Below are 17,583 nucleotides of genomic sequence, written 5' to 3' on the forward strand. Positions count from 1 at the left end.
GTATGAGGAGCAGATCTATTTGAAAGCCTTGAGCAGGCACGGATCGCCTTTGTCAGAGCGCTTGGCTGAGCTGGCTGCAGATTGACGGATGACCTCAGGGTGTGAAGAGGCCAGGACATTCACTCTCCTTCTCTGGGGCTTGAAGCAGGTCTTTGTGAGCAAGCACCCAACGGGAAAGGCACCGCCCACTAATCGGCCCGGTGACATCAAACGCCAAGCCAGTCCTGACATTGCGTTATCATGCGCGGCCTGAATTTTTGCGCTAGGTGAGTAGTAATGCTGGCACATGTGCTGCCGGAGCGTGGATGAACGCTGCGGTCGACGATGATCTCCCCCTGTCCCTGACCCGCACCGGCGTGCGCCCTGCCGATCGCCTCGGGTTTACCCTGATGATCGCCGCACTGGTGCATCTGGCGGTGATCCTTGGCGTCGGTTTCACCTACGTCAAACCGGAAAAGATCAGCCAGACCCTGGAGATCACCCTCGCCCCCTTCAGAAGCGACACCAAGCCCAAGGACGCCGACTTCCTCGCCCAGGAAAACCAGCAGGGCAGCGGCACCCTCGACAAGAAAGCGGTGCCCAAGACCACCGAAATAGCCCCGTATCAAGACAACCAGATCAACAAGGTCACGCCACCGCCTGCCGCCAAACCGGTGATCAAGCAGGACGCGCCGAAGACCGCTGTCGCCACGAAAGCCCAGTCTCCGCAGAAGACCGTCGCCAGGCGCGATGAGGTCAAGCCGGAAGAACAGAAGAAGGTCGCGCCGACCATCGACAGCACGCAGCTGAACAGCGAAATCGCCAGCCTCGAAGCCGAGCTGGCGGATGAGCAGCAGGCGTACGCCAAGCGTCCGAAGATCCACCGCCTGAGCGCGGCCTCAACGATGCGCGACAAGGGCGCCTGGTACAAAGAAGACTGGCGCAAGAAGATCGAGCGCATCGGCAACCTGAATTACCCGGACGAAGCGCGCCGCAAGCAGATCTACGGCAGCCTGCGGATGATGGTCTCGATCAATCGCGACGGCTCGCTGTACGAAGTGCTGATTCTGGAGTCATCAGGCCAGCCGCTGCTGGATCAGGCGGCGCAGAAGATTGTCCGCCTGGCCGCACCCTTTGCGCCGTTCAGTGGCGATCTGGCCGATATTGACCGGCTCGAGATCATCCGCACCTGGAAATTTGCGCGCGGGGACAAGCTGTCGAGTAATTGATCAGCCAATGCCGCGCAATATGAAACCTGACCTGCGTCGCGATTTATCCGCCCGTGAGTCGGTTCTGCCAGTTGTCACAACAGCCCCGCGACGCCACACTAGGGCTCATGAAAAACGTCTCTCCGTCGTACCTCAAACACCAGTTTCTGATCGCCATGCCCCACATGCACGATGAGAACTTCGCTCAGACCTTGACCTACATCGTCGAGCACAATGCCAATGGCGCCATGGGCCTGATCATCAACCGACCGCAAAGCCTGTCGCTGGCAGACATTCTGGAACAGCTGCGCCCCGAATTGCCGCCACCTGCGCGCTGCAAGGACATCGCCATTCACCTTGGCGGGCCGGTGCAAACCGATCGAGGTTTCGTCCTGCACCCTTCCGGCCAGGTCTTCCAGGCGACCGTGGACCTGGGCGGCATTTCGCTCTCGACCTCTCAGGACGTCCTCTTCTCCATCGCAGACGGCTACGGCCCTGATCAAAATTTGATCACCCTAGGCTATGCCGGCTGGGACGCCGGCCAGCTTGACGCCGAGTTCGCCGCCAACGCGTGGCTCAACTGCGCATTCGACCCGGCGATCCTTTTCGACGTCGAAAGCGAAGACCGCCTCGACGCCGCTGCCGCCAAACTGGGCGTTAACCTCAATCTGCTGACCAGTCAGGCGGGTCACGCCTGATGGCCGGACTGCGTCTGTTACTGGGCTTTGATTACGGCACCAAACAGATCGGCGTGGCGGTCGGCCAGGTGATCACCGGGCAGGCCCGCGAGCTTTGCACATTGAAAGCGCAGAACGGCGTGCCGGACTGGGACAAAGTGCAGGCGCTGATCACCGAATGGAAACCGGACGCCATCGTCGTCGGCCTGCCGCTGAACATGGACGGCACGCCGAGCGAGATGAGCGCCCGTGCCGAGAAGTTTTCGCGCAAGCTCAATGGCCGCTTCAACCTGCCGGTCTACACCCACGACGAGCGCCTGACCACGTTCGAAGCCAAGGGCGAACGCGCCTCTCGCGGCCAGCATGGCAGCTACCGGGACAATCCCGTGGACGCCATCGCCGCAGCGCTGCTGTTGCAAAGCTGGCTGGAAGCCAACACCGCGCTGTTTGAAACCTGATCTATCTACGCTGAACCGAATTCGATTTACCCAGGACGTTCGTGCAGCGCACGCCGGGGCACCTGAAGGAGCAACCATGAGTCTGCCAAATCCCGCCGAACTGATCAGCCAGATGGCGATTGATCTCAACGCGCACCTGAACAAACGCGGCATCCAGGAGCCTCGCTTCATCGGCATTCGCACCGGTGGCGTGTGGGTCGCGCAGGCGCTCCTTGAAGCCCTCAACATCCAGTCGCCGCTGGGCACGCTGGACGTCTCTTTTTACCGCGACGACTTCAGCCAGAACGGCCTGCACCCGCAAGTGCGCCCTTCGGAACTGCCGTTCGAGATCGAAGGCCAGCATCTGGTGCTGATCGATGACGTGCTGATGAGCGGGCGCACCATTCGTGCGGCGCTCAACGAACTGTTCGATTACGGCCGCCCGGCCAGCGTGACCCTGGTGTCGCTGCTGGATCTGGACGCTGCTGACCTGCCGATCCGGCCAAACGTGACGGGCGCGACCCTGTCACTGGGGCCGAATGAACGGGTCAAGCTGTCCGGGCCAACGCCGCTGACGCTCGAACTGCAAGACCTCTCCACCGATTCCCCCGCCCTCTAAGAGTCCTTTGCGATGACGCCTCTCGACGCCAAGCGCCCGCTGCAACTGAACCATCAGGGCCAGCTGCAGCATTTCCTCTCCCTCGACGGTTTGCCCCGCGAACTGCTCACCGAAATCCTCGACACCGCCGACTCCTTCCTCGAAGTCGGCGCCCGGGCGGTGAAGAAAGTCCCGTTGCTGCGCGGCAAGACCGTGTGCAACGTGTTCTTCGAAAACTCGACACGCACACGCACCACGTTCGAGCTGGCGGCCCAAAGGTTGTCGGCGGACGTCATTACGTTGAACGTGTCGACCTCCTCGACCAGCAAGGGCGAGACGCTGTTCGATACGCTGCGCAACCTTGAAGCCATGGCCGCCGACATGTTCGTGGTGCGCCACGGTGACTCTGGTGCGGCGCACTTCATCGCCGAACATGTCAGCCCTCAGGTCGCGATCATCAACGGTGGCGACGGCCGCCATGCGCACCCGACCCAGGGCATGCTCGACATGCTGACCATCCGCCGCCACAAGGGTAACTTCGAGAATCTTTCGGTGGCGATCGTCGGCGATATTCTGCATTCCCGCGTCGCGCGCTCGAACATGATCGCGCTCAAGGCGCTGGGCTGCCCGGACATCCGCGTGGTCGCGCCAAAAACCCTGCTGCCAGTGGGCGTCGAGCAATACGGCGTGAAGGTCTACACAGACCTGAACGAAGGCCTGAAGGACGTCGACGTCGTGATCATGTTGCGCCTGCAGCGCGAGCGCATGTCGGGCGGTCTGCTGCCGAGCGAGGGTGAGTTCTATCGGTTGTTCGGCCTGACCACGGCACGTCTGGCCGGCGCCAAGCCCGATGCCATCGTGATGCACCCGGGCCCGATCAACCGCGGCGTGGAAATCGAATCAGCCGTAGCGGACGGTGCGCACTCGGTCATTCTCAATCAGGTGACCTACGGCATTGCCGTGCGCATGGCCGTTCTGTCCATGGCCATGAGTGGCCAAACCGCACAACGTCAGTTCGAGCAGGAGATCGCCCAGTGAAGTTCAGCATCCTCGGCGCTCGCGTCATCGACCCTGTCAGCGGTCTGGATCAAGTCACCGACATCCATCTTGAAGCGGGGAAGGTTCTCGCCCTCGGCGCGGCACCTGCCGGCTTCAGCCCTATGGAAACCATCGACGCCGCCGGCCTGATCGCCGCCCCCGGGCTGGTCGACCTGAACGTGTCGTTGCGCGAGCCCGGTTACAGCCGCAAGGGCAATATCGCTAGCGAAACCCGCGCAGCGGCGGCCGGCGGCGTCACCAGCCTGTGCTGTCCGCCGCGTACAAAACCGGTGCTCGACACGTCCGCCGTCGCCGAGCTGATCCTCGACCGCGCCCGCGAAGCCGGCCACAGCAAGGTCTATCCGATCGGCGCGTTGAGCAAGGGTCTGGAAGGCGAGCAACTGGCCGAGCTGATTGCCCTGCGCGACGCCGGTTGCGTGGCGTTCACCAACGGCATGGTCAATTTCCGCAGCAACCGCACGTTGTGCCGCGCGCTCGAATACGCGGCGACGTTCGATCTGACCGTGATTTTCAACTCTCAGGACCACGACCTTGCTGAAGGCGGCCTGGCCCACGACGGCCCGACGGCTGCGTTTCTGGGTTTGCCGGGCATTCCGGAAACGGCTGAGACGGTGGCACTGGCGCGTGACCTGCTGCTGGTCGAGCAAAGCGGTGTGCGCGCCCATTTCACGCAACTGACCAGTGCGCGCGGCGTGGCCTTGATTGCCCAGGCGCAGGCGCGAGGCCTGCCGGTGACGGCAGATGTGGCGCTGTATCAGTTGATCCTGACCGACGAGGCGCTGACAGGCTTCTCTAGTCTTTATCATGTGCAGCCGCCGCTGCGCACCCGCGCGGATCGCGACGCATTGCGTGAGGCGGTGAAGTCGGGCGTGGTGCAGGCGATCTCCAGTCACCACCAGCCCCATGAGCGTGATGCGAAGCTGGCACCGTTTGGCGCAACCGAGCCGGGCATCAGCAGCGTGGAGCTGTTGCTGCCACTGGCGATGACGCTGGTCGAAGACGGCCTGTTGGACCTGCCGACGCTGCTGGCACGCCTCAGCTCCGGGCCGGCCGCTGCGCTGCGCCTGCCGGCCGGAACGCTGATTGCCGGCTCACCTGCGGACCTGGTGCTGTTCGACCCTGCTGCGTCGACGGTGGCGGGCGAGAAATGGCTGTCGAAAGGCGAGAACTGCCCATTCCTCGGCCATTGCCTGCCAAGCGCCGTGAAGTACACGTTTGTAGATGGGCGGGTTAGCTATAACGGGTGAGATGCCCAACCTCAGGCAGACGTTGATTATGTGGGAGCGAGCTTGCTCGCGAAGGCTTACTTTCAGCCTCAGAGAAAACGGCTGAATGCACCGGCCCCTTCGTGAACAAGCTCGCTCCCACAGGTTTTGTGTCGCGCCCCTACCGTCAGCGATGACGCACCTCATCGTGGGGTGACCTCTCTCACTTCCACGGACGAGCCCAAAGCAACCTCTATTACCGGCGGGCGTTCTTCACCGAGATCTGGTCATTCAGCGTCCAGAAGTCGTACAGCACGCCCAGCAGCGCCAGACCTCCCGTGAACAGGTAAATGATCCCGGTGATCCATTTGCCCTGATACATCCGGTGCACGCCGAACACGCCCAGGAAGGTCAGCAGAATCCAGGCGAGGCTGTAATCGGTCGAGCCTGCGTTGAATCGCAGGTCCGCTTCCCGATCCATCGCAGGGATCAGGAACAAGTCGATCAGCCAGCCAATGCCAAACAGGCCCAGCGTGAAAAACCAGATCGTGCCGGTCACCGGCTTGCCGTAATAAAAGCGATGCGCCCCGGTAAATCCCACAATCCAGAGCAGATAGCCCATGACCTTGCTGTGGGTGTCCGGACGTTGAATGTCGGGTTGATAGGTGTTCATTGTTGACCTCGCTTGCTGCAATAGAAAAAAATATGCGTAAGTTTTGTGACTTTCATGACGCCGTCCGACGTATGGCTTGAACCTCTTTTCAATCGTGCAAACCCTTGTTCTGCAAGGTGATCAGCACACTCAGATGACGATTCTGCAGCCAAAACTGACTTTGAGGGCAGTAAATTGTTCGACAAGGGGGCTCAGAATTTCGCAAAAAGCTGTTATAAAGTTGCGCGCTGACCAACAAGAGCCCTGCCTAATGCGTCCATTTTTCAAGACATGGCTGACTATTTGTCTATTTATGCCACTGGCCGCCCACGCCACCAATCGTGAGCAAACGCTTCCACCGAGCTTCACCGGTTTCACCGCCAGGTCCGAGTCGCCGGAATCCGTTTCACGCAACATCGCTGCTCAACGAGCTGCAATGGCTGCACTGGAACAGACGGCTACTCCACTCGAGACCTCTGGCAAGCGAGCCAAAGCTGTTAAGGGAAAACCATCCCGCAGCACTCGCAAGATTTCGCAGAACACTGTCGCCCTGGCCAACACGGCGCAGATGGGTACCAAACAGAGCAGCACCGTGGTCAACCGGGCCGTCAACGCCATCGGTACACCTTATCGTTGGGGCGGCACCAGCCCAACAAAAGGGTTCGACTGCAGCGGACTGGTGAAATACGCCTTCAACGACGTGAGCGAAGTCGATTTGCCGCGCACGTCCAACGCCATGGCCGAAGGTCACGGGCAGAAGGTTGACCGCAAGGATTTGAAGCCGGGCGACTTGCTGTTCTTCAACATCAAGAGCCGCACGGTGAACCACGTTGCGATTTACCTCGGCAACGACCGATTCGTTCACGCGCCACGCCGTGGCAAGTCCGTGACGATCGACACGCTGAAGAAGCCGTATTGGGACAGCCATTACGTCGTCGCCAAGCGTGTGCTGCCAAAGCAGCCGCCGAGTCAGAAAGGCACCGTGCGCATCGCCCAGCGCTGATCGCACCCGCCGTCTGAAAAACACTGTGGGGAGCGAATTCATTCGCTCCCCACAGTCGTTTGTATTCCTGATCAGAAATTATCAGGCGTCTTCGCCTTCTCCCGCGCACTCTCGCGCGTGATCAGCCCCTTGCTGATCAGGTCCTTCAGGCACATATCCAGCGTCTGCATCCCCAGCGATCCCCCGGTCTGAATCGACGAGTACATCTGCGCCACCTTGTCCTCGCGGATCAGGTTACGGATCGCCGACGTGCCGATCATGATCTCGTGGGCCGCAACCCTACCTCCGCCGACCTTCTTCAGCAGCGCCTGAGACACGATGGCGTGGAGCGACTCGGAGAGCATCGAGCGGATCATCGACTTCTCCTGCGCCGGGAACACGTCGACGATACGGTCGATGCTCTTGGCCGCGGACGTGGTGTGCAGCGTGCCGAACACCAAGTGACCGGTTTCTGCCGCCGTCAGCGCCAGGCGAATGGTTTCGAGGTCGCGCAGCTCACCCACCAGAATCACGTCAGGGTCTTCCCGCAGTGCCGATCGCAGCGCTTCGGCGAAACCGTGGGTGTCGCGATGGACTTCGCGCTGGTTGATCAGGCTTTTCTTGGACTCGTGTACGAATTCGATCGGGTCTTCGATGGTGAGGATGTGGTGATGCTTGTTGCTGTTCAGGTAGTCGACCATGGCAGCCAGGGTGGTCGACTTGCCCGAGCCGGTCGGACCGGTGACCAGAACCAGGCCGCGCGGCACGTCGGTAATCTTGCGAAACACTTCGCCCATGCCCAGCTCTTCCATGCTCAGGACCTTCGACGGAATGGTCCGGAACACGGCGCCCGCGCCGCGATTCTGGTTAAACGCGTTGACCCGGAAGCGCGCCACGCCCGGCACTTCGAATGAGAAGTCTGTTTCCAGATCTTCTTCGAAGTCCTTGCGCTGCTTGTCGTTCATGATGTCGTAGATCAGCCCCTGAACCTCTTTCTGGTCCAGTGCGGGCAGGTTGATCCGCCGCACATCGCCATCGACGCGGATCATCGGCGGCAGGCCGGCAGAGAGATGCAAGTCCGACGCGCCTTGCTTGGCACTGAAGGCCAGCAGCTCGGTAATATCCATACAGCTCCTCATCACATAGAATGCCGCAGACTTTAGCCCTGCTGGCGCAAATCAATGTCCACGATAGCAGAGAACATTTCAACGCTCGCCGAGCGAATTCGTAGCGCGGCGCAAGCGGTACAGCGCGACCCGGCGTCTGTGGGCCTGTTGGCGGTGAGCAAGACCAAGCCGGCGAATGATCTGCGGGAAGCCTACGACGCCGGCCTCCGCGATTTTGGCGAGAATTACCTCCAGGAAGCCCTCGGGAAACAGGCCGAATTGAGTGACCTGCCCTTGATCTGGCATTTCATCGGCCCCATCCAGTCCAACAAGACTCGTGCCATCGCCGAGCACTTTGCCTGGGTGCATTCCGTGGACCGTCTGAAAATCGCACAACGGCTGTCCGAACAGCGTCCGCCGGAACTGCCGCCGCTGAACATCTGCATTCAGGTCAACGTCAGCGGCGAGGCCAGCAAGTCAGGCTGCAGCCCTGAAGACCTGCCCGCACTGGCCGAGGCCATCAGCGCGCTGCCGAATCTGAAACTGCGCGGCCTGATGGCCATTCCCGAACCCACCGATGACCGCGATGAACAGAACGCTTCGTTCGCCGCCGTCAGCACGCTGCAGGCGCAACTGGGCCTGCCGCTGGACACGCTTTCCATGGGCATGAGCCACGACCTCGAAGCCGCCATCGCACAAGGCGCGACCTGGGTGCGGATTGGCACAGCCCTCTTTGGCGCCCGCAATTATGGGCAGCCTTAACCTTTGCCCCACAGGAAACCGTTCATGAGCAAAACCCGTATCGCGTTCATCGGCGCCGGCAACATGGCCGCCAGCCTGATTGGCGGCATGCGCGCCCAGGGCGTCGCCGCTGAGCTGATTCGCGCCAGTGACCCTGGCGCAGAGACCCGCGAGCGCGTGGCACAAGAACACGGCATCAAGGTGGTCGCCGACAACGCCGAGGCCATTGAAGGCGCCGATGTGGTGCTGCTGGCGGTCAAGCCACAAATGATGAAAGCCGTGTGCGAAGCGCTGAAGCCGGCACTCAAACCGCATCAACTGATCGTGTCCATCGCAGCCGGGATTACCTGCGCCAGCATGCGGTCGTGGCTGGGCGAGCAGCCCCTCGTGCGCTGCATGCCGAATACCCCGGCGCTGTTGCGCCAGGGTGTTAGCGGCTTGTATGCGACGGCGGATGTCACCCCGGCCCAGCGCGAGCAGGCCGAGACGTTGCTGTCGGCGGTCGGGATTGCACTGTGGGTCGACGAAGAAGCCCACATCGACGCCGTAACGGCGGTGTCGGGCAGCGGCCCGGCGTATTTCTTCCTGCTGATCGAAGCCATGACGGCCGCAGGCGTCAAACTCGGCCTGCCGGCTGACGTTGCCAGCAAGCTCACCCTGCAAACCGCACTGGGCGCTGCACTGATGGCGACCGGCAGCGACGTCGATGCCGCTGAACTACGTCGCCGTGTGACCTCGCCTGCGGGCACCACCGAAGCGGCCATCAAATCGTTCCAGGCCGATGGCTTCGAAGCCATTGTGGAGAAGGCGCTGGGCGCCGCTGCACATCGCTCCGCCGAACTCGCCGAACAGCTGGGCAAATAAGGAACCACTCATGAATGCACTCACCGGCGCCACGATTTTCGTCATCCAGACGCTCATCAGCCTGTACCTGACCATCGTTCTGCTGCGCTTCGTGCTGCAGCTGGTCAAAGCCAACTTTTACAACCCGCTGTGCCAGTTCGCCGTCCGTGCGACCCAGCCGTTGCTCAAGCCTATCCGGCGCATCGTGCCGAGCGTCTTCGGACTCGACACGTCCTCGCTGCTGCTGGCGATCGTCATTCAGGCGCTGTTGATGGCCTTCGTGCTGATGATGACCTACGGCACCATCGGCGATATCCCGCACCTGTTGATGTGGTCGATCATCGGCATCACGTCGCTGCTGCTGAAGATCTTCTGGGTCGCGATGATCATTATGGTTATCGTGTCGTGGATTGCTCCGGGCAGCCACAACCCGGCGGCCGAGCTCGCCTACCAGATCAGCGAGCCGATCCTGGCGCCATTCCGTCGCATCATCCCCAACCTGGGCGGCATGGACATCTCGCCGATCTTCGCCTTCCTGGCGATCCAGGTGCTGCAGTCTTACGTCATGCCTGAACTGGCGGCCTATGCCGGCATGCCGCAAGAGCTTTGGCGGTTGATCTGACTGCCGCCGCATGCAACCAATGAGAACGCGGTAACTCTGACAGTAGGACCGGCTTCAGCCGGGAAGCTTTAGATCTTGGGGCGACGGCGCCAGCAGCCGTCGCCTTTTTCCCAGTCGGATGAATGTCGCGCCGGCAAAAATCCAAAGCGTCACCCTCCGCGAAATCAGCCATTTACTTTGTTGCCGCACCCCCGCGCGATCTTTAGACTTACGCCTCATTTCAGCGAGAGCAGGTCGATGTCCACGGTCTTTCCCAAAGATTCTGTCGGTCTAGTCACGCCGCAAACGGCGCATTTCAATGAGCCGCTGGCCCTGGCCTGCGGTCGCTCGTTGCCTGCCTACGACCTCATCTACGAAACCTACGGTCAGCTCAACGCCGCCAAAAGCAACGCGGTGCTGATTTGCCACGCGCTGTCGGGTCATCACCACGCGGCGGGCTACCACAGCGCCGAAGACCGCAAGCCAGGCTGGTGGGACAGCTGCATCGGCCCCGGCAAGCCCATCGACACCGACAAGTTCTTCGTCGTCAGCCTGAACAACCTCGGCGGCTGCAACGGCTCCACCGGCCCCAGCAGCCTCAACCCGGAAACCGGCAGGCCCTTCGGCGCCGACTTCCCGGTATTGACGGTCGAAGACTGGGTGCACAGCCAGGCGCGTCTGGCCGACCGGCTGGGCGTCGATCAATGGGCCGCCATCGTCGGCGGCAGCCTGGGCGGCATGCAGGCGCTGCAATGGACGATCACCTACCCCGAGCGCGTGCGGCACTGTCTGGCGATTGCCTCCGCGCCCAAGTTGTCGGCGCAGAACATCGCGTTCAACGAAGTCGCGCGGCAGGCGATCCTGACGGACCCGGAATTCCACGGCGGCTCGTTTCAGGAACACGGCGTGATCCCCAAGCGCGGCCTGATGCTGGCGCGCATGGTCGGGCATATCACTTACCTGTCCGATGACTCGATGGGTGAGAAATTCGGCCGGGGCCTGAAGAACGAAAACCTCAACTACGACTTTCACAGCGTCGAGTTTCAGGTCGAGAGCTACCTGCGTTATCAGGGTGAGGAGTTTTCCGGGCGTTTCGACGCCAACACCTACCTGCTGATGACCAAAGCGCTGGACTACTTCGATCCGGCCGCCAACTTCAACGACAACCTCGCCGCCACCTTCGCCAATGCCAGCGCCAAGTTCTGTGTGATGTCGTTTACCACCGACTGGCGCTTCTCCCCGGCCCGCTCGCGGGAACTGGTCGACGCGCTGATGGCGGCGAAAAAGGACGTCTGTTATCTGGAGATCGATGCGCCCCAGGGCCACGACGCCTTCCTGATCCCGATCCCGCGCTATTTGCAGGCCTTCTCCAGCTACATGAACCGAATTGCACTCTGAGGACACCATGAGAGCCGACCTGGACATCATCCAAGACTGGATACCGGCTGGCAGCCGTGTGCTCGACCTCGGCTGCGGCGACGGCGAATTGCTGTCCTGGCTGCAGCAGCACAAGCAAGTGACGGGCTATGGCCTGGAAAATGACGCTGACAACATCGCCCGTTGCGTGGCGCGGGGCGTCAACGTCATCGAACAGGATCTGGACAAGGGGCTGGGCAACTTCGCCAGCAACAGTTTCGATGTCGTGGTGATGACCCAGGCGCTTCAGGCCGTGCACTACCCGGACCGCATCCTTGATGAAATGCTGCGCGTAGGCCGTCAGTGCATCATCACCTTCCCCAACTTCGGGCACTGGCGCTGCCGCTGGTACCTGGCGAGCAAGGGGCGGATGCCGGTTTCCGAGTTCCTGCCGTACACGTGGTACAACACGCCGAACATCCACTTCTGCACCTTCGAAGATTTCGAAGAGCTGTGCCGCGGTCGCTCGGCGAAGGTCATTGATCGGCTCGCGGTCGATCAACAGCACCGGCACGGCTGGGCCAGCAAGCTTTGGCCTAATCTGTTGGGTGAAATCGGCATCTATCGCGTCAGCAGCCCGGGCTTGCAGGACCATCAGATAGCCGTGTGACCGGTGCCGCAGGGCAGTAAAGCCCTGCCAGCCAGCGTTAGCACCCAAGTGAAGAAAGCGGGCGACAGCAACGCAACGGGCTCAGCTTCAATCAGCGGATTTAAACGCAGCAGTTTTCACGCAGCCGATTTATACGGACTCATCATGAATCTCACCCAGCTTGTACTGGCCAGCCACAACGCCGGCAAACTCAAAGAACTTCAGGCCATGCTCGGCGCCAGCGTACAGCTGCGCTCGATCGGCGAGTTCAGCACCGTGGAGCCCGAAGAAACCGGGCTGTCGTTCGTCGAAAACGCCATCCTCAAAGCGCGCAATGCGGCGCGAATTTCCGGCCTGCCGGCGCTGGCCGATGACTCGGGGCTGGCGGTGGATTACCTGGGCGGTGCGCCGGGCATCTACTCCGCGCGTTACGCCGACGGCAAGGGTGATGCGGCAAACAACGCCAAATTGCTGGACGCCCTCAAGGACGTCCCCGCCGAACAGCGCGGCGCCCAGTTCGTCTGCGTTCTGGCACTGGTACGCCACGCCGACGACCCGCTGCCGATCCTCTGCGAAGGTCTGTGGCACGGCCGCATCCTCACCGCCGCCAGCGGCGAACACGGCTTTGGTTATGACCCGCTGTTCTGGGTGCCGGAGCGCAACTGTTCAAGCGCCGAACTCACCCCGGCGGACAAGAACCAGATCAGCCACCGCGCCCGCGCCATGGCCATCCTGCGTCAGCGTCTGGGGCTGAGCCCTGATCAGCAATGACTCAGGACTCCAACACCCGGCCGCTGATTCTGGGCGCGGCCGGTTTCTCCTCTGAGCAGCCACGGCCCCCCCTTGCCGAGCTGCCACCGCTGTCGCTGTACATCCATATTCCGTGGTGCGTGCGCAAATGCCCGTACTGCGATTTCAACTCCCACACCGCGAGCCCGGTTTTGCCGGAGCAGGAATACGTCGACGCGTTGCTGGCCGACCTCGACCAGGACCTGCCCCACGTTTACGGCCGCGAGCTGAGCACGATTTTCTTCGGTGGCGGCACGCCCAGCCTGTTCAGCGCCGATGCGCTGGGCCGTTTGTTGCGCGGCGTGGAACAACGCATCCGTTTCGCGCCCGACATCGAGATCACGCTGGAAGCCAACCCCGGCACCTTTGAGCAGGTGAAATTCAGCGCTTATCGCGGCCTGGGCATCAATCGGCTGTCGATCGGCATCCAGAGTTTTCAGGAGGCCAAGCTCAAGGCGCTTGGGCGTATCCATAACGGCGATGAGGCCGTGCGCGCAGCGGACATGGCCCGTCGGGCGGGTTTCGATAACTTCAATCTGGACCTCATGCACGGTCTGCCGGATCAGTCCCAGGAAGACGCGCTCGGCGACCTGCGGCAGGCCATCGCCCTCGCCCCGACGCACCTGTCCTGGTATCAGCTGACCCTTGAGCCGAACACCGTGTTCTGGAATCAGCCGCCCACGCTGCCGGAAGATGACATCCTTTGGGATATCCAGGAGGCCGGTCAGACGCTGCTTCGGGAAAACGGCTACGGCCAATACGAAGTGTCGGCATACGCGCAGCCGGGACGCGAGGCGCGGCATAACCTGAATTACTGGAGCTTCGGGGATTTCATCGGGATCGGAGCGGGCGCCCATGGCAAGCTCAGCCACCCGGACGGGCGCATCATCCGCACCTGGAAAACCCGCTTGCCCAAAGACTATTTGAATCCCGCCAAGGCCTATCAGGCTGGCGAAAAGCTGCTGCCACTGGATGAGATGCCGTTTGAATTCCTGATGAACGCCCTGCGCCTGACAAAAGGCGTGGACGCTGCGTTATTTCAGCGCCGCACCGGTCTAAGCGTCGATTCGCTTGCCAGCGCCCGTCTTGAGGCGGAACACCGCGGCTTGCTGGAGACCGATCCGTCACGGCTGGTGGCGACCGCTCGCGGCCAGTTATTCCTCAACGATCTGCTGCAGCACTTTCTTCTGTAAGGCTCAACACAAAGGACACTGAATGGAATTCGTACTCGACTTACTGGCCACCGTCTCGCGCTGGAGTCGCAGCAATTTGTCGGAAATCGCCCTGGCACTGGTGGGCTGTCTGCTGATTCTGTTCGGAACTGACATCAAGGGCTGGATCGAAGGCCGCATCGGCGGCTTTGCAGGCGCCCTGCGCATTCCGATCATGGCGCTGCTCTGCACCGTCGGCAGTGGCGCTGCGCTGATTTATGCAACGCCGTGGGTCGTTCGCGCCCTGAGCCAATTCAACAACTACAGCCTGGCACCGGTATTGGTGGTAGTGCTGGTGTTGATCGGGGTAGTGGCCGATCGGAAATAACCGACCGGACATGCAAAAGCGCCCTTGCCCGCTATGGCGGGAAGGGCGCTCTCAAGAATCACACTCCGCAGTTGCCGAATGCGATCAGCCCATCAGCGGATGCTCTGGATGCTGCCTTTGTTGCCGGTCACTTTCACGTTCACTTGCTTGAAGATGAAGTAATCGTTGACGGTGACTTCATAACGCGGCGCCACGATCAGGTCGGAACCGGACGATTTGACGGCCTTGAACGCTGCGGCGGCCTTGGTGGAGGAGATCGGGTCCGGCAGAGGCAGGCCGATGCCGCCACCACCGCTCGCGCCGCCGTAGGTCACGCCGTCCGCAAATTGCGTATCGCCGCCGATGTTCAACCAGCCGAACAGAACATTGGTGGACGACTCGCCGCTGATGGCTTCACCGACTTTGACGTCAGCCTTCAGATCAGTCTTCACGTCGCCGGACAGCGAAGCGCTTGGCTGGCTGACGTTATAGCTGACACAGCCGCTGGTGGTCGCAATCAGCGTGGCGATCGCAGCCATTTGCCAAAACTTGTTCATCTTCATTCCTCGTCATCAATATTGATATATGCAACGGCGGGGACTATGAAGATCAGAACTGAAAATGGATGTCGGACGATTCCGAAGACCTTGTAGCCTCCTTAGGAAGAAATCGAAGGGTTCGTCATACAAGGCAAAAAGCGGCTGAAATGTGCTGTAAAAACTCAAAAGCGGCCACTACCGGACCGCTCCTGGTCGGGAAGTGATCAGGCCAGCTTCTCGAACTTCAGATCCCAAACCCCGTGACCGAGGCGTTCGCCACGGCGCTCGAACTTGGTGATCGGACGCTCCGCAGGGCGCGGAACGCATTTGCCGTCTTCGGCCAGGTTGCGGTAACCCGGCGCCACGTTCATCACTTCCAGCATGTATTCGGCATAGGGTTCCCAGTCGGTCGCCATGTGCAGCACGCCGCCCGGCTTCAGCTTGGTGCGCACCAGCTCGGCAAATTCGGCCTGGACAATGCGGCGCTTGTGATGGCGCGACTTGTGCCAGGGATCCGGGAAGAACAGCATCAGCCGATCCAGGCTGTTGTCGGCCACACAACGGTTGAGCACTTCGATCGCATCGCAATCATAAACGCGCAGGTTGGTGAGCCGCTGGGTCAGCACGCCGTTGAGCAAGGCGCCGACGCCCGGACGGTGCACTTCCACGCCGATGAAATCCTGCTCTGGCGCGGCGGCGGCCATTTCCAGCAGCGAGTGGCCCATGCCGAAGCCGATTTCGAGGGTGCGCGGGGCGGAGCGACCAAACACCTGATCAAAATCCACCGGGGCGTCGGCCAGCGGCAGCACGAAACGCTCCTTGCCCTGATCCAGACCACGTTGCTGGCCTTCGGTCATGCGACCGGCACGCATCACGAAGCTCTTGATGCGCCGATGGTGGCTGTCATCGCCTTGGGCTTTGGTGTTTTCGTCGTTCATCACTTCATCGTCCGGAAGTGGGTCGGGCGTTTGCGAATCAATCATCAACAGGCTCTTACTTGATCAGACCATCCAGCGGCGAAGACGCGCTGGCATAGAGTTTCTTCGGCATACGGCCGGCCAGGTAGGCCATGCGGCCTGCCAGAATGGCGTGTTTCATGGCTTCGGCCATCAGTACCGGGTGTTGCGCGTGGGCGATGGCCGAGTTCATCAGCACCGCCTCACACCCCAGCTCCATGGCGATGGTGGCATCGGACGCAGTGCCGACACCGGCATCCACCAGCACCGGGACTTTCGATTCTTCGAGGATAATCTGCAGGTTGTACGGGTTGCAGATCCCCAGGCCAGTACCGATCAGGCCCGCGAGGGGCATCACCGCGCAGCAACCGATTTCGGCGAGCTGGCGGGCGATGATCGGGTCATCGCTGGTGTAGACCATGACGTCGAAGCCGTCCCTGACCAGCGTTTCGGCGGCCTTGAGGGTTTCGATGACATTGGGGAACAGGGTTTTCTGGTCAGCGAGGACTTCCAGCTTGACCAGATTATGGCCATCGAGCAGCTCGCGGGCCAGGCGGCAGGTGCGAACGGCTTCGATGGCGTCGTAGCAACCGGCGGTGTTCGGCAGGATGGTATAGCGGTCCGGCGGCAACACGTCGAGCAGGTTCGGTTCGCCCGGATTCTGGCCCAGGTTGGTCCGGCGCACGGCAACGGTGACGATCTCGGCGCCCGAGGCTTCGATGGCCAGTCGGGTCTGTTCCATGTCCGTGTACTTGCCAGTGCCGACCAGCAGGCGCGACTGAAAAGTACGACCGGCCACGGTGAACGGCTTGTCGCTGCGAACGTTGCTCATCTGAAATCCTCTTTACGGTTGAGGTTCTTGCAGTGCCTGCGGATCAGGCCGGCGGCACGTCGAAGGCTAGCCGCCACCGATGGCGTGCACCACTTCGACCTGATCGCCTTCGGCCAGCGTCGTGGCGGCATGCTGGCTGCGCGGGACGATGTCCAGATTGAGCTCGACGGCGACTCGGCGCCCGGTCAGATCCAGACGTGTCAGCAGTCCCGCGACGGTTTCGCCGTCGGGCAGCTCAAAGGATTCACCGTTCAACTGAATGCGCATGCGAGGGGCAGCCATCATTTTAGGGGGCGAGCATTCTAGCCCGATCGGTCGGTATGACCAAGGCAAAGCCACGCCATTCGTCTCGGGCGTAGCCAAGGGCTTGCGACGCGTCCGCAGACGCGCGCTCCAGACGGGATTAAAGCGTGTCGAGCCCCAGGCGCCATGCTGTCCAGCCGAGAATCGCCCAGCCGATCAGGAAAAACAGGCCACCAAAGGGGGTGATGATGCCCAGCTTGGTCGCGCCGGTCAGCGTCATCAGGTAGAGGCTGCCGGAAAACAGGATGATGCCCAGGGTAAAGGAGATGCCTGCGTAGGTGACGAGCCGGCCCTGGATCTGCATCGCCAGCAGCGCCACGCCGAAAATCGCCAGCGCATGAATCAGCTGGTAGAGCACGCCGGTGTGGAAGACCGCCAGGTACTCGGGGGTCAGGCGGTTTCTCAGGCCGTGGGCAGCGAACGCGCCAAGGGCGACGCCGGTGAATCCGAAGAAGGAGGCCAGCATCAGAAAGGTTCGTAACATGTACAACTCCAGGCAAGTTCAATGACGCGTGGTCTGTATAATGGCCCGCTCAAACGCTTCGGCCAAGCC

General features: G+C 61.5%; 22 protein-coding genes. 15 read left to right on the plus strand and 7 right to left on the minus strand.

The features are described 5' to 3' along the window. Positions 1-305 precede the first annotated feature (305 nt). From ACYASU_RS08265 to ACYASU_RS08290, 6 genes are all read left to right on the plus strand, one after another. Positions 306-1,208 (plus strand): energy transducer TonB, encoded by a 903-nt coding sequence (locus ACYASU_RS08265; RefSeq protein ID WP_192172974.1) that lies wholly within the window; start codon positions 306-308, stop codon positions 1,206-1,208. A gap of 107 nt (positions 1,209-1,315) precedes the next feature. Then, on the plus strand, positions 1,316-1,885 hold the full coding sequence (locus tag ACYASU_RS08270) for a YqgE/AlgH family protein (RefSeq protein WP_192172975.1): 570 nt from the start codon (positions 1,316-1,318) through the stop codon (positions 1,883-1,885). After that, positions 1,885-2,322: a Holliday junction resolvase RuvX gene (ruvX, locus tag ACYASU_RS08275; protein WP_237254516.1), complete on the plus strand. Its 438-nt coding sequence runs from the start codon at positions 1,885-1,887 to the stop codon at positions 2,320-2,322. The genes ACYASU_RS08270 and ruvX overlap by 1 nt, the downstream gene beginning before the upstream one ends. A 76-nt stretch (positions 2,323-2,398) precedes the next feature. Continuing rightward, on the plus strand, positions 2,399-2,920 hold the full coding sequence (pyrR, locus tag ACYASU_RS08280) for a bifunctional pyr operon transcriptional regulator/uracil phosphoribosyltransferase PyrR (RefSeq protein ID WP_463582500.1): 522 nt from the start codon (positions 2,399-2,401) through the stop codon (positions 2,918-2,920). Between the two features lie 12 nt (positions 2,921-2,932). Next, positions 2,933-3,937: an aspartate carbamoyltransferase catalytic subunit gene (locus ACYASU_RS08285; protein ID WP_037018862.1), complete on the plus strand. Its 1,005-nt coding sequence runs from the start codon at positions 2,933-2,935 to the stop codon at positions 3,935-3,937. Next, positions 3,934-5,205, plus strand: coding sequence for a dihydroorotase (locus ACYASU_RS08290; protein WP_346627247.1), 1,272 nt, complete (start codon positions 3,934-3,936; stop codon positions 5,203-5,205). The genes ACYASU_RS08285 and ACYASU_RS08290 overlap by 4 nt, the downstream gene beginning before the upstream one ends. Positions 5,206-5,419: 214 nt before the next feature. Here the strand turns inward: ACYASU_RS08290 and ACYASU_RS08295 are convergent, their stop codons facing one another. After that, positions 5,420-5,836, minus strand: coding sequence for an NINE protein (locus ACYASU_RS08295; RefSeq protein WP_463582501.1), 417 nt, complete (start codon positions 5,834-5,836; stop codon positions 5,420-5,422). Positions 5,837-6,086: 250 nt separating this feature from the next. Here ACYASU_RS08295 and ACYASU_RS08300 point away from each other — a divergent pair, with 250 nt between their 5' ends. Next, the gene (locus tag ACYASU_RS08300; RefSeq protein ID WP_133775605.1) at positions 6,087-6,818 is read left to right on the plus strand and encodes a C40 family peptidase; all 732 of its coding nucleotides are present in this window, start codon (positions 6,087-6,089) and stop codon (positions 6,816-6,818) included. Between the two features lie 71 nt (positions 6,819-6,889). Here ACYASU_RS08300 and ACYASU_RS08305 read toward each other — a convergent pair whose 3' ends face one another. Then, positions 6,890-7,924: a type IV pilus twitching motility protein PilT gene (locus ACYASU_RS08305; RefSeq protein WP_192172978.1), complete on the minus strand. Its 1,035-nt coding sequence runs from the start codon at positions 7,922-7,924 to the stop codon at positions 6,890-6,892. A gap of 54 nt (positions 7,925-7,978) precedes the next feature. Between ACYASU_RS08305 and ACYASU_RS08310 the strand changes: the two genes are divergently transcribed. The 8 genes from ACYASU_RS08310 (at position 7,979) to ACYASU_RS08345 (ending at position 14,421) form a co-directional block, all read left to right on the plus strand. Then, complete coding sequence (locus tag ACYASU_RS08310; protein ID WP_463582502.1) at positions 7,979-8,665, plus strand: YggS family pyridoxal phosphate-dependent enzyme; 687 nt, start codon at positions 7,979-7,981, stop codon at positions 8,663-8,665. Positions 8,666-8,689: 24 nt separating this feature from the next. Next, positions 8,690-9,508 (plus strand): pyrroline-5-carboxylate reductase, encoded by an 819-nt coding sequence (gene proC / locus ACYASU_RS08315; protein WP_463582503.1) that lies wholly within the window; start codon positions 8,690-8,692, stop codon positions 9,506-9,508. Positions 9,509-9,518: 10 nt separating this feature from the next. Further along, the gene (locus tag ACYASU_RS08320; RefSeq protein WP_192172981.1) at positions 9,519-10,109 is read left to right on the plus strand and encodes a YggT family protein; all 591 of its coding nucleotides are present in this window, start codon (positions 9,519-9,521) and stop codon (positions 10,107-10,109) included. Between the two features lie 237 nt (positions 10,110-10,346). Then, a complete protein-coding gene (gene metX / locus ACYASU_RS08325) occupies positions 10,347-11,486 on the plus strand; it encodes a homoserine O-succinyltransferase MetX (protein WP_192172982.1) in 1,140 nt (379 codons plus the stop codon). A gap of 7 nt (positions 11,487-11,493) precedes the next feature. Next, the gene (metW, locus tag ACYASU_RS08330) at positions 11,494-12,114 is read left to right on the plus strand and encodes a methionine biosynthesis protein MetW (protein ID WP_192172983.1); all 621 of its coding nucleotides are present in this window, start codon (positions 11,494-11,496) and stop codon (positions 12,112-12,114) included. Between the two features lie 141 nt (positions 12,115-12,255). Then, positions 12,256-12,864 carry an RdgB/HAM1 family non-canonical purine NTP pyrophosphatase gene (gene rdgB / locus ACYASU_RS08335; protein ID WP_463582566.1) on the plus strand — a complete coding sequence of 203 codons (609 nt, stop codon included), beginning with the start codon at positions 12,256-12,258 and terminating at the stop codon, positions 12,862-12,864. After that, on the plus strand, positions 12,861-14,075 hold the full coding sequence (hemW, locus tag ACYASU_RS08340) for a radical SAM family heme chaperone HemW (protein WP_463582504.1): 1,215 nt from the start codon (positions 12,861-12,863) through the stop codon (positions 14,073-14,075). The genes rdgB and hemW overlap by 4 nt, the downstream gene beginning before the upstream one ends. A gap of 22 nt (positions 14,076-14,097) precedes the next feature. Beyond that, entirely contained in the window at positions 14,098-14,421 is a 324-nt protein-coding gene (locus ACYASU_RS08345) for a DUF3392 domain-containing protein (RefSeq protein ID WP_192172985.1), read from the plus strand. A gap of 92 nt (positions 14,422-14,513) precedes the next feature. Here ACYASU_RS08345 and ACYASU_RS08350 read toward each other — a convergent pair whose 3' ends face one another. From ACYASU_RS08350 to ACYASU_RS08370, 5 genes are all read right to left on the minus strand, one after another. Then, a complete protein-coding gene (locus tag ACYASU_RS08350) occupies positions 14,514-14,957 on the minus strand; it encodes a hypothetical protein (protein WP_074892395.1) in 444 nt (147 codons plus the stop codon). Positions 14,958-15,163: 206 nt separating this feature from the next. Further along, complete coding sequence (gene trmB / locus ACYASU_RS08355) at positions 15,164-15,877, minus strand: tRNA (guanosine(46)-N7)-methyltransferase TrmB (protein ID WP_463582567.1); 714 nt, start codon at positions 15,875-15,877, stop codon at positions 15,164-15,166. A 55-nt stretch (positions 15,878-15,932) separates the two neighbouring features. Next, positions 15,933-16,727 (minus strand): thiazole synthase, encoded by a 795-nt coding sequence (locus ACYASU_RS08360; RefSeq protein WP_074892362.1) that lies wholly within the window; start codon positions 16,725-16,727, stop codon positions 15,933-15,935. 66 nt (positions 16,728-16,793) lie between these two features. Further along, the gene (thiS, locus tag ACYASU_RS08365; RefSeq protein WP_463582505.1) at positions 16,794-16,994 is read right to left on the minus strand and encodes a sulfur carrier protein ThiS; all 201 of its coding nucleotides are present in this window, start codon (positions 16,992-16,994) and stop codon (positions 16,794-16,796) included. A gap of 136 nt (positions 16,995-17,130) precedes the next feature. Further along, entirely contained in the window at positions 17,131-17,514 is a 384-nt protein-coding gene (locus ACYASU_RS08370; protein ID WP_456292246.1) for a DUF423 domain-containing protein, read from the minus strand. Positions 17,515-17,583: the final 69 nt, after the last annotated feature.

The sequence above is a fragment of the Pseudomonas sp. HP_12 genome (genome assembly GCF_055283955.1).